Below are 11,754 nucleotides of genomic sequence, written 5' to 3'. Positions count from 1 at the left end.
CTGGGGTGCCAACTGCGACAGATTGCAGCTAGGCCACCAGAGGTGCCTGGGGGCGCTTGGCCATCACATCAGCCGCCTGCTCGTAGTGGTGCGCCACCTGCAACAGGCGCTCCTCCTGCAGCACCGGGGCCATCAGCTGCAAACCAATGGGCAAGCCCTGGCCGTCAAACCCGCAGGGAACACTGATGGCCGGCAGGCCAGCCAAGTTGGCGGGAATGGTCAGCAGGTCAGCCAGATACATCGCCAGCGGGTCATTGCTGTGCTCGCCGGGGGCAAAGGCGGTGGTGGGGGCGGTGGGGGTCAGCAGCAGATCCACCTGCTCAAAGGCGCGGTCAAACTCTTGGCGAATCAGGGTGCGCACCTGCTGGGCTTTTTTGTAATAGGCATCGACATAGCCCGCAGACAGGGCATAGGTGCCGATCAAGATCCGGCGCTGCACCTCATCACCAAACCCCTCGGCCCGGCTCTTGGCCGTCATCGCGCTCAGCGATTCGGCATCGGCACTGCGATAGCCGTATTTGACGCCGTCGTAGCGGGCCAGGTTGGCGGACGCCTCCGATGGGGCAATCACGTAGTAGGTGGCAATGCCGGCCTGGAAGCGCGGGCAGCTGACCTCCATCAATTCACAGCCCAAGCTGGCCAGCTGCTCAGCAGCAGCTTTGACCGAAGCTTCCACCTCAGGCTGAAGCCCCTCGACAAACGCCTCTTTGAGGATGCCAATTTTCAGCCCTCGAATCGGGCGATTCAGCGCAGCGCTGTAGTCAGGCACCGGCACATCCAGGCTGGTGGAATCGCGGGGGTCATGGCCCGCAATCACCTGAAGCACAGCAGCGGAATCAGCCACGGTGCGACTAAAGGGGCCGATCTGATCGAGGGAACTGGCAAAGGCCACCAAGCCCCAGCGGCTGACCCGGCCATAGGTGGGCTTGAGGCCAACAACGCCGCAAAAACTGGCGGGCTGGCGAATCGAGCCGCCAGTGTCGGAGCCAAGGGCAACGTCACATTGACCCGCCGCCACGGAGGCTGCACTGCCGCCTGAACTACCGCCTGGCACACGCCCTGGATCCCAGGGGTTGGAGGTCATGCCAAAGGCGGAGGTCTCGGTGGAGCTGCCCATGGCGAACTCATCGAGATTGGTTTTGCCCACCATCACGGCACCCGCTTTCCACAGCCGCTCGGTGACGGTGGACTCATAGGGAGGCACGAAGTTCTCCAGCATGCGGCTGGAGCAGGTGGTGGTGACGCCCTTGGTGCAGAGGTTGTCCTTAATTCCGATGGTCACCCCAGCCAGCGGGCCAGGATCTTGCTTGGCAGCAAGGGCTTGATCCACCGCCTCGGCTTGGGCCCGGGCCTGGTCGCCCGTGACGTTGACGAACGCCTTCAGTTCCGGTTCTGTCGCTGCAATGCGTTCGAGCGCCTGCTCGCTGTGCTCCTTGGCTGTTGCGGAGCCGTTGCGGAGGGCATCGGACCAAGCGCCGATGGGCATAGCGAAGAGCAGCTGATGGCTTTGGACGCTATCAAGGCGCCGGTGCTGATCAGCCTTGAGGGTGCTCAATGGTGAACGGTTCGCTGCGGCGCGTACGCAGCAACTGATGCTCCAGCACGGCAGGAGATTCACTGCGCAGGTCCGAGAGGAAGGTCTCGAGCTCGCGCTCCAGGGTGCTACGGCGCACGAACGGACCGAACCAGTAGGTCACATCAGGATTGCGACTCTCGACTCGGGCCCACCAGGCCAGACCCAACAGGTTTGCCGAGGCACGCAACATGGAACGGGAAGGATTTCCCTTCATTGTGAAGGAAAACCCCTAGGGCCGCCTTAAAGACGAATATCCGCATCCAGCGCCGCCGGCACCTCAGCCGCAGGAGCCGCCTCAGCAGGAGCCTCAGCCCCAGCAGCTGCCGGTTGCTGTCCCTGCAGTTGCAATCGCTGGAGTCGCGGAGCGGGGTCGTTGCCCTTGAGGGCGCCCATCCAGTTGCGGCGAGCCACCTCGTATAGGAGCAGGGCTGTTGCCACCGAGGCATTGAGGCTTGGCGTGACCCCGCGCAGGGGGATCCGAATCAGCTGATCGCAGTGACGCCGGGTCAGCATGGAAAGCCCTTGGCCCTCAGAGCCGGTGACCACCACCAGTGGACCATCGAGATCAGCCTCGGCCAGGGTTGCACTGCCTTCTTCAGCCAAACCAACAACCCGATAACCAGCGTCCTTGAGGCGCTCCAGGGAGCGGTTGAGATTGACCACGCGGGCCACCGGCAAGTGCTCCAGGGCCCCAGCCGCCACCTTGGCGACCGATCCGGTCAAACCAGCACTGCGGCGTTGGGGCAACACCAGCCCATGGGCGCCGAGGGCCTCAGCGCTGCGCACAATCGCGCCGAGGTTGTGGGGATCGGTCAGACCATCAACAGCCATCAGCAGCGGTGCCTCCCCCAGGCCGGCACAGCTCTCGATCAAGGTCTCCAGGTCGTGGGTTTGCGCAGCGGCGGTCTGCAACACGATCCCTTGGTGAACGGCCCCGCCGCTGAGCTGGGCCAACCGGGCCCAGGTGACCTCTTCCACCAGCACCCCAGAGGATTTGGCTTCGCGCAACAACTGCAAAAAGCGGCTGCGGAAGCGCAGCTCTGGCGTGCACCAAATGCGGTGAATCGGACGCTCGCTTTCAAGAATCGCCTGGGAAGCATGCAGGCCCCAAACCAAATCGTTGTATTCCGGGGGCGTCAGGCTTTCGGCTTCCGGTTCGCGCTGGAGGTCGCTTTGGGGGCGGCCATAACGGGGAGCTGGACGGCCACCGCGGTCGGTGCGATCCGAGCGACCACCACGATCAAAGCGGTTATTACGAGCAGCGCGATCAAACCGTCCGCTGGGCCGGCCGTCGGAATCAGGCCGGTAACGGCGATCCCGCGGAGCGCCATCGCGCTCGAAACGATCCCCGCCACCAGGGCCGCCGCGACGTTCAAAACGATCTCCTCCACCGCCAGGACCACCACGGCGCTCAAAGCGGTCACCGCCTCCAGGTCCGCCACGGCGCCCATAGCGGTCGCCACCTCCAGGGCCACCTCGGCGCTCATTGCGGTCGCCTCCGCCCGGACCACCACGGCGCTCATAGCGATCGCCTCCGCCGCGACGTGCCGGGGGCCTGCCAGACCCATCGGGGCGGCCAAAAGAACGGCGAGGACGGGGAGTTGCCATGAAGCTGGTGTCAAAAACCCGGCCCGATCACCCCAAATCCAACTCGTGGAACAGCTGCTGAAGCCGTTCGGGGTGGTTGAGGTAGAGCCAGCCCACCATTGTCTCAAATCCTGAGGCGCGGCCATAGACGCTGGGGTCACCACGGCGGGGACCACGGCCGCAAGCATTGCGCCCGCGCCGAACCCAATCGAGCTCCTCGGCATTGAGCAGGGGCTCAAGCTTGGCGAGGGCTTCGCTTTGGGCTTCGGCCCGCACCAAGGCAACAGCTCGTTTGTGGAGCTCTTGCACCGTGCCCTCTTGGGCCACCAATCCACGGCGCTGATGCAGCTCCCAGACCGCATCACCCAGCCAAGCCAGCTGGGCTGGGCCTGGTTGGCAGCCTTTAGGCAGCAGCAATGTTGCCGAGGGCAGTGGGCAGATCGGGCTGGAGATTCAAGAAGGCTTCCAAGCGCACCAATTTGACGGTCTGCACCACGCGGCTGTTGCCAACGATCAAGAAGCGGCGCTTGCCCTCATTCCACTGCTTGGCCAGCTGCACCAAAGCGCCAAGGCCAGAGGAATCGATGAAATCAATCTTGCTCAGATCGATCACCAAAGGTTTCAACCCTGAGGGGGCGTTATCGCCGATGAAATCCCGGAACTGACGCTCGGAATAGGCATCCAACTGTCCCGTGAAATGGAACAGGAGGCAGTGATCCTGGGGCTCAAAACCAGCCCGGAGCGAAACAGTGAGTCGCTGTAGATCAGTGATGGTCCTAGACCCCTTGGACGAGCGGAGACGCCTATGAAAGGCGCTCAATCTTATCCGCGTTGCGCCGGCTTGCCATCAGGTTGATAAAGCGCGCGAAGTGGTGGTCAGCGTCGTGGGGGCCGGGGGAGGCTTCCGGGTGATATTGAACGCCGAACACCGGTTGATCGCGTAGTTCCAGTCCTGCCACCGTGCGGTCGTTGAGGTTGTGATGGGTGACGGCAACCCGCTGGGGATCAAGCGAGTTGGCATCCAAGGCAAAGCCGTGGTTCTGGCTGGTGATTTCCACCAAACCAGAGCCGCCGCAGGGGTGATTTAAACCGCGATGGCCATAGCCCAACTTGAAGGTGCTGCCGCCTAGAGCCAGGCCAAGGATTTGGTGGCCGAGACAAATGCCAAACATCGGCAACGCCGGATCGCGCAACAGCTGTTTGGCCAAGGCAATGCCGCTGCCAACTGCCGAGGGATCTCCGGGGCCATTAGAGAGGAACACACCATCGGGCTTGAGCGCCAACACAGCGTCGGCATCACTGCCGGCAGGGAGCACCTCAACGTCACAACCATGGGCGCTGAGCCGTTCAAGGATGGCGCGCTTGATGCCGAAATCGATCGCGACAACGCGGTAGCGATCGGCTGGCTGATCTTGAAGGCGCTGATCAAACGCAGCGGCGGTAGGTGAACTCCAGCGATAGGCACGCGTTGTGGACACCTGCTCAGCCAAGTTCTGTCCCGCCATCGAAGGCGCCGCCAACACCTGTTTCAACAAGTCCGCGGGGCTCGTGCCATCGGTGCTCACCGCTCCATTGATGGCCCCACCTTCGCGGAGCTGGCGCACAACGGCGCGGGTATCAATGCCCTTGAGGCCCACCACCCCGTGTTGCTCTAACCACTGCTCCAAAGTTGCGCTGCTGCGCCAGTTGCTGGGCTGTGGTGCCAAACAGCGGCAGAGCACGGCTTTCACCGCGGGGGCATCGGCTTCAAGGTCTTCTTGGTTAACGCCGGTGTTGCCGAGCTCGGGGTAGGTAAAGGTGATCAGCTGGCCGGTGTAACTGGGGTCGGTGATGACCTCCTGGTACCCGCTCATGCCCGTGTTGAACACCACTTCACCGATCGCTGTTCCCTTGGCCCCAAACCCCTGGCCCCTCAACACCGTGCCGTCGGCCAGCACCAGCAATCCATCCATATCTATTGACTGGTTGGTTCGATCATCCCCCAACAGGGGTCAGGGCTGCTGCTAACTGCTCAAATCGCTGCCAGGGCTTTCCACTGGCCAGGCAATCGTGGGCTTGTTGCACCCCTTCACGCCAACTGTTGACCTGACCAGCCGACCACAGCACCAGGGCCGTGTTGAGAGCAACAACATCCTTTTGCGCTTGGCTGCCTTGCCCCTGCAAGACCGCTTTCAAAATGGCCTGGTTGCAGGCCAGATCACCACCGGATAGGGCCTCGATCGGTTGCAAGGAAAGGCCGAGCGCTCGGGGATCGAGCTGATCACGGCGCAATTGCCCCTCTTCAAGCACCATCAATTGATTGGTGCCCGACAGGCTGGCCTCATCAAGACCGCCATGGCCATGCACCACAACAGCGCGCTTGAGGCCAAGCAGCTGCAGCGCGCCGGCCATGGGCTCGAGGAGGTCCTCAGTCGCCACACCCAAGACCTGGGCATCGGGCTGAAGAGGATTCACCAGGGGGCCCAGCAGATTGAAAACCGTGCGGACACCCAAACATTTGCGCAAGGGGGCCAATGATTTCAGGGCTGGATGCCAGCCCGGTGCAAACAAAAAGGTGATGCCGGCCTGATCGAGAGCTCCCACCACCTGCTGCAGGGGCGCCTGAAGCTGCAACCCCAAACCCTCGAGCACATCAGCAGAGCCCACCTTGCCGCTGGCACTGCGATTGCCATGTTTGGCCACAACCACCCCACAGGCAGCAGCCGTGAAGGCCACCGCCGTGGAGATGTTGAAACTGTCGGCGCCATCGCCACCGGTGCCGCAGGTATCCACCAGGGGCAGTTCCGGGCGGGGGCAAGGCAATGGCGAGGCGGACCGAAGCACCCTGGCCATCGCCGCCAGCTCCACAGGCCGGTAGTTGCGGCAGCGCAGGGCAGCCAGAAAAGCCCCGGTTTGAACCGGTTCCAGCTCTTCCGCCAACCACGCCTGCATCAAGGCAGCGGCTTGATCATCTTCAAGCTCACCACCGCGCAGCAGTAACTCCAGCAGCTGGGGCCAAGACGAGGTCATCACTCAAACAGGCAAAAAAAAGACCCGGATGCAACAGCATCCTGGGCCAGGTGATGGGGACGGCACATATTTAACGCATCAAAGCCTCAAAAATCTGTCGCCCGGACGCTAATCACCCTTAAGCGGGCGATTCGGAATCCGACGCATCAAAGCCACTGCCCACAGCCGGGGTCTCCAGAGATCCCCCTTGGCCGGGCCGGTAGCCAGCAGCCCACAACTGCTGGACCCGTGCATTGAGCTGATCACGACTGAGTTTCCACAGCTTGATGACCTTCTCAAGATCAGCCTTCAACGCCAAAGCTCCGGGAAAACCGTCGTAGCGAATCAGCAAGCGGGCGGCATCCACCAACTGGTCATCAGTGGGTGTTGTGGCCGCCAGCAAACCGTCCACCAGATCACGGTCGGAGGCCTCCAAAGGATGGGCCTGCTGCGCTGAGGCTTCTGGCGAGGCGCCCATGGCTTACGGCGATGAAAACGAGCCCGTAGTTTGGGCCCATCACCGCAACCTTGATGGCCGGCCAACTCAAGCTGGGATTAATTGCCCGCTATCTCCGGCCGCAGCGCGGGATTTTGCTGCGCGGCGCCTTTGCTTTGGTGCTGGTCAACATCGTTGGCGTCAGCTTGCCGCTGCTGGTGCAGCGCACGGTGAATGAACTGCAACCGGGCTTTTCTCTGCCCCAGCTCCTGCAGCAGGCGTTGATTATTGCTGGCCTCGCCACCTTGATGGGTGCAGTGAGGCTGTGGTCGCGCTTGTTGGTGTTTGGCGCTGGGCGGCAAGTGGAAGTGACCCTGCGCCAACGCATCTTTGATCACTTGCTGAAGCAAGAACCGGGCTGGGTGCAACGCACCGGCAGTGGTGAGGTGATCAGCCGCTCCACCAGTGATGTGGAAAACGTTCGGCGCTTGCTGGGCTTTGCCCTACTCAGCCTAACCAACACGGTGCTGGTCTACAGCTTCACGCTGCCAGCGATGCTGACGATTGACCCCTGGCTCAGCCTGGCGGCCATCTCCCTCTACCCGGTGATGCTGCTGGTGGTGCGCGTCAGCGGCGGCCGGATGATGGGTCAGCAGCGGCAGCAGCAGCGCGAGCTCGCCAGCTTGAGCGATCTGATCCAGGAGGACCTCTCTGGCATCAGCGCCATCAAGATTTACCGCCAAGAACCCACCGAGGAAGCGGCCTTTAGCCGCCTTAGCAATCGCTATCGCGATGCCGCCCTGGCCTTAGCCCGCACACGCAGCACCCTGTTCCCCCTGCTGGAGGGCATCAGCTCGCTGTCGCTGTTGGTGCTGTTGGGCTTGGGCACCAGCCAACTGGCCAACGGCAACCTCACCCTTGGCGGCCTGGTGGCGCTGATCCTTTATGTGGAGCGCCTGGTCTTTCCCACGGCCCTACTGGGCTTCACTTTGAGCACATTTCAAACCGGGCAAGTCAGCCTCGAGCGGGTCGAAGAACTGCTCAGACGCGAGCCCGCCATCCAATCCCCCTTGCAGCCCGAAGAGCTGCGCCGCATCAGCCGCCCGGGAGCGATCGAAGCCCACAACCTCCACGTGCGCTACGAGGAGAGCAGCAGCGATGCCCTCAATGGCGTGAGCTTCCATGTCAAACCCGGGGAATTGGTGGCCGTGGTTGGCCCGGTGGGCTGCGGCAAAACCACCTTGGCCCGGGCCCTGGGCCGCATGGTGGAGGTGCCAGCGGGTCAACTCAGCATTGACGGGCAAGACATCACGGCCCTGGGCCTCGATGATCTGCGCAGCAAAATCTCGTTGGTGCCCCAAGAGGGCTATCTGTTCACCGCAACCCTGGCCGAAAACCTGCGTTTTGGCAGGCCCGATGCCACGGATTCCGAGATGCAGCAAGCGGCCCGCCAAGCGCAACTCGAGGGGGATGTTCAGGCCTTCCCCAGTGGCTACGAAACACTGGTAGGAGAGCGGGGGATCACGCTCAGCGGCGGACAACGGCAACGCACAGCCTTGGCTAGGGCATTACTGGTGAAGGCTCCGATCCTGGTGCTGGATGACGCCTTGGCCAGCGTCGACAACCGCACGGCTGCAGCAATTCTTCAGTCACTGACGCTGAATCAACAGCGCAGCGTGCTGTTTATCAGCCACCAACTTTCAGCGGCAGCAGCCTGCGACCGGGTATTGGTGCTCGACGGCGGACGGGTGGTTCAGCAGGGACATCACCGCGAGCTGGTGCAACAGAGCGGCACCTACCGCCGCCTGTGGGAGCGAGAACAAGCGGCAACGCAGCTGGAGGCGGCCTAAAGCCGCTGAAATCTGAAGAACTCAGCCAGCCAGGCGCCCCAGCCGGAGGCCATGGCTTCACTAAGGGGGAAGAACGGCTTTTGCTGAGATGGGCCCTTACCGCGTGCACTGCACCCTCACCTTTGGCGACATCTACGCCCAGGTGTTGGCCTGGATGGGAGTGATCTTTGCCAGCCTGGCCACCGCCTTGGGCTTAATGGGCGCGAGCCGGCCGTTGTTTGCCCTGCTCGGTGTGGGCTTGATTTTGGTGTTATCGCTGCCGTTCTTGCTGTTTGCCTTCACGACCACGCTGCTGAATCACATTGCCCTAGAACCACAAGCAACTCAAAACGCAGCTGAACTCTGATGCTGGATTGGCTTCGCGGGGGCACGCCTCCTCAACCCGGTGTGCATGTGGTGTTGGGCACCGCCATCGATGCTCCACTCGAGCCAGGGCAGCAGGAGGCCTTGTTTGGTTGCGGTTGCTTCTGGGGCGCCGAAAAAGGCTTTTGGCGCTTGCCAGGCGTGGTGACCACAGCGGTGGGTTATGCGGGCGGCGAAACGGCCAATCCCAGTTATGAGCAGGTGTGCAGCGGCCGCACAGGCCATGCCGAAGTGGTGCGCGTGGTGTGGGATACCAGCACGATCGGGTTTAGTGATCTGCTCAAGCTGTTTTGGGAATGCCACGACCCCACCCAGGGTGACCGGCAAGGCAATGACTGCGGCAGTCAGTACCGCTCAACGATCTACGCCAACGACAGCGCCTTGATTGAGCTGGCCAGTGCCAGTGCCAAGGCCTACCAGGAGCTGCTCAGCGCGGCTGGATTTGCCGCGATCACCACGGAAATCCGGCAGGGGGTGCCGTTCTTCGCCGCTGAGAACTACCACCAGCAGTATTTGGCCAAGCCTGGCAGCCGCCCCTATTGCTCAGCGATGCCCACCAAGGTGGCGCTAGGCCGTTTCGAGGGCTGTACCTACCAGCTTCCATCACAGGTGTGGACCAACTACGACTGGTCCGTGAGCCACTGTGTGCTGCGTGGTGAGAATGCCCCAATCGCGATTTAAGGCCGCACTCCTATTGGGTTTGTTGGCGCCCACCGCTGCGGCAGCGGGACCATCTCCTTGGTGGGAGCACTACGACCGCAGCGATCGCTATCGCTGCGGGGAAGAGGAGAAGGTGTTGATCGAACGCAACGACAGCCAAGCCTCCCTCTACATGCGGGGGTATCGGATGAACCTTTTCCGCGATCAGCAAAGCCCCCTGCTGAAGCGCTATTCCAACAGCCAGTTCAGCCTCACCATCCGCGGTGATGAAGTCGAGATTGAAGATTTAATGTCGCGCCGACGCTGTCAACGTTTTGAGCAGGCGTGAGTGAAGAGCACCAAGACCGCCCTCTAAAAACCCTGCACCCCCTGCCGCGGGGGCTAGTTGAGCTCTACGGCCTCTTGGCCGTGTTGATGGTGCTGGTGCCCGAGTGGATCGCTGGGGGGGCTTTGGCCGGCTTGCAAAATCCGGAAACCGGTGAGCCGCTGCCCGCCACCTCGGCAGCCTGGCGCCGTGTGCCCGAATTGCTGCTGGCCTCCATGAGCCTGGCTCAGTTGCGTCAGCTGGCCCAAGGCTTGCGCTTACGGGGCTACACAGGGATGGGACGGGAGCGCCTTAACGGCAAGCTGCTGAAGCGGCTGAAACGCCGTCGCTGACAAGGCAGCGGCGTGATAGCTTCTGACTGAACGGGGCGTAGCGCAGCTTGGTAGCGCACCACTTTGGGGTAGTGGGGGTCGTGGGTTCAAATCCCGCCGCTCCGATTCATCGTTAACCCTGAACCGGCTTTGGCCGGTTTTTTTGTGCCCACTACAGATCGCATTGCTACCAACAAAGGAGGCATTGCTTTTTCATGGGCTCCTACACGATCTCCGTCGAGGGTGGAGGCAGCTTCAGCTGCACCGATGACACCTACATCCTTGATGCTGCTGAAGAAGCAGGAGTCGATCTTCCCTATTCCTGCCGGGCGGGGGCTTGCTCCACCTGCGCCGGAAAATTGGTGAGCGGCTCGGTGGATCAAGCCGACCAAAGTTTTCTCGACGACGATCAAATGGGCCAGGGCTATGCCCTGCTGTGCGTGAGCTATCCCACCAGCGATTGCACGATCAAAACCAACGTTGAGCAGGAGCTGAGCTAAGGCTCAATGCAGCCGCGTGGCGGCCCCATAGCCCTTGAGCCAGCGGTTCACGCGGGGCTTGAGGTTGTCGGGCACTTCATGCAGCAACTGATCCAATTCCAGGGCACCGAGGCGGCGCAAATCTTTGACATCCACATGCCAAAGATCCTCCGCCTCGCGGATCAGGCGAGCCAGGGTGCGGGCCCGTTGCCACGTGGCCAGCCGCAAACTGATGGAGGCAGAGCTCTGCATAGTTCCAGCGTGGTGCTGGAAAACGCATCTGTGCAAAGCCCACCAAAGGTTTTCGGAGTGCTGAAGAGAAACCCTCGAGCCTCAGCTGGCCACAGGCACCACGTTGAAGGGCAACTTCAACGCCTCCAACTGGCGTTCGCTCAACCGCCGGCTCCAGGCACCGTGCACAGGATCGTTCCAGCGGAATCCAGCCTCACGGGCGAGATGCCGTTCGTCGTAGCTCACTTGAGCGCGGTAGAGATGGCGAGGCTCACGGCCCTCAGCGATGAGTTGTTCCAGCTGATCGCAACGCTCAAACACCTGGGCCAGGTAGATGCAATCGGTGAGGGCGCGGTGGGCAGCCCACACCGGAACCCCATAGGCCAGTGCTAGATCGCGCACCGACGGCCGCGGACGCAGCAAACGATCGGCGGGCCAATGGATGTCCTCCATCGTGCAGAGCCAGGGCAATGGCAAATCAGGCAAGGCCCCATGGCCAAACCATTGCCGATCAAAGGCAGCGTTATGGGCCACTGCCAGCTGCGCGTTGCTGGCGAATTGCTGCAAGAGCTGCAGGCTGGGCTGCCACGGCTGGGGAGCTTGCGTCGCCCCGGCACTGATGCCATTGAGGGGCTCAGCAGCGTTGGCCTCCACCGGAAGCAAAAACGACAGCTGCGCCAAAACGGCCCGCTGCGGCACCGAAAACAAGATGGCCCCCACCTCCAAAACCTGATCGACCTCGGGATCCAAGCCTGTGGTTTCGGTGTCGAGGATTAAGAGCTGATCAGCGCTGGCCTTCGGTGGTGCCACCAGGGGAAGCAAGGAGGTCTGCTGCCAGGGGGATTCCAGCGATTCAGACATTGCTTGCGGCCGGCTGCAGCCCATGGTCCCAGCCAGCCATCCGATGCGCCAGCGGGATGTTTATGGTCGTTCAGTGGCTTAAGGATT

At 62.1% G+C, this 11,754-nt stretch carries 16 protein-coding genes and 1 tRNA gene; 7 read left to right on the top strand and 10 right to left on the bottom strand.

Going from position 1 to position 11,754, the window contains the following annotated elements:
- Nucleotides 1–28: 28 nt before the first annotated feature.
- The 8 genes from gatA to SIB46_RS01610 all read right to left on the bottom strand — a co-directional run bounded on the left by gatA (nt 29) and on the right by SIB46_RS01610 (nt 6,629).
- On the bottom strand, nt 29–1,486 hold the full coding sequence (gene gatA / locus SIB46_RS01645; RefSeq protein ID WP_413297683.1) for an Asp-tRNA(Asn)/Glu-tRNA(Gln) amidotransferase subunit GatA: 1,458 nt from the start codon (nt 1,484–1,486) through the stop codon (nt 29–31).
- Nucleotides 1,487–1,535: 49 nt separating this feature from the next.
- Nucleotides 1,536–1,766 (bottom strand): DUF1816 domain-containing protein, encoded by a 231-nt coding sequence (locus SIB46_RS01640; protein ID WP_413296814.1) that lies wholly within the window; start codon nt 1,764–1,766, stop codon nt 1,536–1,538.
- A 50-nt stretch (nt 1,767–1,816) separates the two neighbouring features.
- Complete coding sequence (gene rlmB / locus SIB46_RS01635; protein ID WP_413296813.1) at nt 1,817–3,184, bottom strand: 23S rRNA (guanosine(2251)-2'-O)-methyltransferase RlmB; 1,368 nt, start codon at nt 3,182–3,184, stop codon at nt 1,817–1,819.
- 27 nt (nt 3,185–3,211) lie between these two features.
- Nucleotides 3,212–3,580: a Mini-ribonuclease 3 gene (locus SIB46_RS01630; RefSeq protein ID WP_413296812.1), complete on the bottom strand. Its 369-nt coding sequence runs from the start codon at nt 3,578–3,580 to the stop codon at nt 3,212–3,214.
- Nucleotides 3,567–3,935, bottom strand: coding sequence for an STAS domain-containing protein (locus SIB46_RS01625; protein WP_413297682.1), 369 nt, complete (start codon nt 3,933–3,935; stop codon nt 3,567–3,569). The genes SIB46_RS01630 and SIB46_RS01625 overlap by 14 nt, the downstream gene beginning before the upstream one ends.
- A 31-nt stretch (nt 3,936–3,966) precedes the next feature.
- Nucleotides 3,967–5,115 (bottom strand): glutamine-hydrolyzing carbamoyl-phosphate synthase small subunit, encoded by a 1,149-nt coding sequence (gene carA / locus SIB46_RS01620; protein WP_413296811.1) that lies wholly within the window; start codon nt 5,113–5,115, stop codon nt 3,967–3,969.
- A 22-nt stretch (nt 5,116–5,137) separates the two neighbouring features.
- Nucleotides 5,138–6,172: an anthranilate phosphoribosyltransferase gene (trpD, locus tag SIB46_RS01615; RefSeq protein WP_413296810.1), complete on the bottom strand. Its 1,035-nt coding sequence runs from the start codon at nt 6,170–6,172 to the stop codon at nt 5,138–5,140.
- 118 nt (nt 6,173–6,290) lie between these two features.
- Nucleotides 6,291–6,629 (bottom strand): DUF3288 family protein, encoded by a 339-nt coding sequence (locus tag SIB46_RS01610; RefSeq protein ID WP_413296809.1) that lies wholly within the window; start codon nt 6,627–6,629, stop codon nt 6,291–6,293.
- A 53-nt stretch (nt 6,630–6,682) separates the two neighbouring features.
- Between SIB46_RS01610 and SIB46_RS01605 the strand changes: the two genes are divergently transcribed.
- The 7 genes from SIB46_RS01605 to SIB46_RS01575 all read left to right on the top strand — a co-directional run bounded on the left by SIB46_RS01605 (nt 6,683) and on the right by SIB46_RS01575 (nt 10,596).
- Complete coding sequence (locus SIB46_RS01605; protein WP_413296808.1) at nt 6,683–8,437, top strand: ABC transporter ATP-binding protein; 1,755 nt, start codon at nt 6,683–6,685, stop codon at nt 8,435–8,437.
- A gap of 88 nt (nt 8,438–8,525) precedes the next feature.
- Entirely contained in the window at nt 8,526–8,783 is a 258-nt protein-coding gene (locus SIB46_RS01600) for a hypothetical protein (protein WP_011935752.1), read from the top strand.
- Nucleotides 8,783–9,481, top strand: a complete 699-nt coding sequence (gene msrA / locus SIB46_RS01595; protein WP_413296807.1) for a peptide-methionine (S)-S-oxide reductase MsrA — start codon at nt 8,783–8,785, stop codon at nt 9,479–9,481. Before SIB46_RS01600 ends, msrA begins: the two co-directional genes overlap by 1 nt.
- A complete protein-coding gene (locus SIB46_RS01590) occupies nt 9,462–9,788 on the top strand; it encodes a hypothetical protein (RefSeq protein WP_413296806.1) in 327 nt (108 codons plus the stop codon). Before msrA ends, SIB46_RS01590 begins: the two co-directional genes overlap by 20 nt.
- Nucleotides 9,785–10,117, top strand: coding sequence for a hypothetical protein (locus tag SIB46_RS01585; protein WP_413296804.1), 333 nt, complete (start codon nt 9,785–9,787; stop codon nt 10,115–10,117). The genes SIB46_RS01590 and SIB46_RS01585 overlap by 4 nt, the downstream gene beginning before the upstream one ends.
- Nucleotides 10,118–10,148: 31 nt before the next feature.
- Nucleotides 10,149–10,222: transfer RNA gene (locus tag SIB46_RS01580), tRNA-Pro, on the top strand.
- Nucleotides 10,223–10,311: 89 nt separating this feature from the next.
- Complete coding sequence (locus SIB46_RS01575; protein ID WP_011935756.1) at nt 10,312–10,596, top strand: 2Fe-2S iron-sulfur cluster-binding protein; 285 nt, start codon at nt 10,312–10,314, stop codon at nt 10,594–10,596.
- 3 nt (nt 10,597–10,599) lie between these two features.
- Here SIB46_RS01575 and SIB46_RS01570 read toward each other — a convergent pair whose 3' ends face one another.
- Nucleotides 10,600–10,827 (bottom strand): hypothetical protein, encoded by a 228-nt coding sequence (locus SIB46_RS01570; RefSeq protein WP_413296802.1) that lies wholly within the window; start codon nt 10,825–10,827, stop codon nt 10,600–10,602.
- A gap of 81 nt (nt 10,828–10,908) precedes the next feature.
- On the bottom strand, nt 10,909–11,691 hold the full coding sequence (locus SIB46_RS01565) for a 3'-5' exonuclease (protein WP_413296801.1): 783 nt from the start codon (nt 11,689–11,691) through the stop codon (nt 10,909–10,911).
- Nucleotides 11,692–11,754 lie beyond the last annotated feature (63 nt).

The organism is Synechococcus sp. MIT S9452, assembly GCF_047304245.1.
Lineage (GTDB): Bacteria > Cyanobacteriota > Cyanobacteriia > PCC-6307 > Cyanobiaceae > RCC307.
This window is presented reverse-complemented; position numbering and strand designations above follow the sequence as displayed.

What these genes read in the sequence shown, in the direction of transcription:
- gatA (WP_413297683.1), bottom strand. Translation starts at nt 1,486, where the DNA reads ATGCCCATCGGCGCTTGGTCCGATGCCCTCCGCAACGGCTCCGCAACA.
- SIB46_RS01640 (WP_413296814.1), bottom strand. Translation starts at nt 1,766, where the DNA reads ATGTTGCGTGCCTCGGCAAACCTGTTGGGTCTGGCCTGGTGGGCCCGA.
- rlmB (WP_413296813.1), bottom strand. Translation starts at nt 3,184, where the DNA reads ATGGCAACTCCCCGTCCTCGCCGTTCTTTTGGCCGCCCCGATGGGTCT.
- carA (WP_413296811.1), bottom strand. Translation starts at nt 5,115, where the DNA reads ATGGATGGATTGCTGGTGCTGGCCGACGGCACGGTGTTGAGGGGCCAG.
- trpD (WP_413296810.1), bottom strand. Translation starts at nt 6,172, where the DNA reads ATGACCTCGTCTTGGCCCCAGCTGCTGGAGTTACTGCTGCGCGGTGGT.
- SIB46_RS01610 (WP_413296809.1), bottom strand. Translation starts at nt 6,629, where the DNA reads ATGGGCGCCTCGCCAGAAGCCTCAGCGCAGCAGGCCCATCCTTTGGAG.
- SIB46_RS01605 (WP_413296808.1), top strand. Translation starts at nt 6,683, where the DNA reads ATGGCCGGCCAACTCAAGCTGGGATTAATTGCCCGCTATCTCCGGCCG.
- SIB46_RS01600 (WP_011935752.1), top strand. Translation starts at nt 8,526, where the DNA reads ATGGGCCCTTACCGCGTGCACTGCACCCTCACCTTTGGCGACATCTAC.
- msrA (WP_413296807.1), top strand. Translation starts at nt 8,783, where the DNA reads ATGCTGGATTGGCTTCGCGGGGGCACGCCTCCTCAACCCGGTGTGCAT.
- SIB46_RS01590 (WP_413296806.1), top strand. Translation starts at nt 9,462, where the DNA reads ATGCCCCAATCGCGATTTAAGGCCGCACTCCTATTGGGTTTGTTGGCG.
- SIB46_RS01575 (WP_011935756.1), top strand. Translation starts at nt 10,312, where the DNA reads ATGGGCTCCTACACGATCTCCGTCGAGGGTGGAGGCAGCTTCAGCTGC.
- SIB46_RS01570 (WP_413296802.1), bottom strand. Translation starts at nt 10,827, where the DNA reads ATGCAGAGCTCTGCCTCCATCAGTTTGCGGCTGGCCACGTGGCAACGG.
- SIB46_RS01565 (WP_413296801.1), bottom strand. Translation starts at nt 11,691, where the DNA reads ATGGGCTGCAGCCGGCCGCAAGCAATGTCTGAATCGCTGGAATCCCCC.